This is a genomic window from Xenorhabdus sp. KJ12.1 (genome assembly GCF_963876495.1).
Lineage (GTDB): Bacteria > Pseudomonadota > Gammaproteobacteria > Enterobacterales > Enterobacteriaceae > Xenorhabdus > Xenorhabdus stockiae.
In genome coordinates this window covers 1-1,093 of the sequence record NZ_CAWNQH010000147.1, presented here as the reverse complement: position 1 = coordinate 1,093, position 1,093 = coordinate 1, and the positions used below count along the sequence as shown (strand labels likewise).

Annotated in this window: 2 pseudogenes; one reads left to right on the top strand and one right to left on the bottom strand. The window is 29.0% G+C overall.

Annotation, left to right across the window (positions count from 1 at the left end):
- Positions 1 to 110, top strand: a pseudogene (locus AACS92_RS21790) (IS982 family transposase); the annotation flags it as partial.
- An 873-nt stretch (positions 111 to 983) separates the two neighbouring features.
- On the opposite strand, the pseudogene AACS92_RS21785 reads toward AACS92_RS21790, so the two are convergent.
- A pseudogene (locus AACS92_RS21785) lies at positions 984 to 1,093 on the bottom strand (IS982 family transposase); the annotation flags it as partial.

Sequence of the window (1,093 nt, the reverse complement as noted above, 5' to 3'; positions counted from 1 at the left end):
CCGGTTTTTTGTTAACCATTTTAACGGGATTGATTGCTTACTGCCTTAAAGAGAAAAAGCCATCACTGAAAATTTTCTACTCAGAAGAAGATATTTCAGTAATAGCTTAAGCGGAATTGGGGTTATCTAACTATTGGCGCACGACCGGAAATAATGTGTTCGCGTTCTGTCAGAATGACCGTTCATTTTCATCGGAATACGCAATAGTCGCACAAACTGATCTCCATAAATGATAGGAAGTGATATTTCTTCGTGATAATACGCAATATGTTATGAATTCGTATATTCAAATCGTGGCGTCAATATATGGTTATAATATTAAATATTTTATTTGGAAATCTATACTTTAGTTATTTCTGTCATAGATGTTATTTTTTTTGTGTTATTTCTTTAAAAATACAAAAATTTAAAAAAGAAAGATTTATTAAATTATTATTCATGGCTTATAGTTGCTTGTTTTAATGAAATTATTTATATGTTTTTTATGTTGCCTTGGTAAAGGGGTATAATTTTAGCCGTCAATGTACCAACATATTAAAAGTGAATTTATGTTATTTTGTTGATGTAATTGAATAAATAATCACTATATCAAATTTTATTAAATAAGTGAAAATTTTGATAATGATGATAATTAAAGCGATGTATATAGATTTTTAAATTTTAGTTATTATTATTGTATTAATAAGTAATATCTATTTTATTTAGCTGACCAATAAAGTATGGAGTTTCTAGAGAAATTGATTTTACTGGTATTTTTTCTTATGCAGAATAATGTTAATAAGAGAAAGTAATTTATTCAAATGTTCAAATATCATTACTATTTTTCGAGTGGCAAACACAAACACAAACACAAGGACAAGGCTGTGATATACGCGAACTCGACTTACATTTCATTATCACCATACCAACGAGATATCTGGGTTACTGCTATGCAGTTTCCAGATACAAACCAGTATACGATCCTTAGTTAACCCCAATTCCGCTTAAGCTATTACTGAAATATCTTCTTCTGAGTAGAAAATTTTCAGTGATGGCTTTTTCTCTTTAAGGCAGTAAGCAATCAATCCCGTTAAAATGGTTAACAAAAAACCGG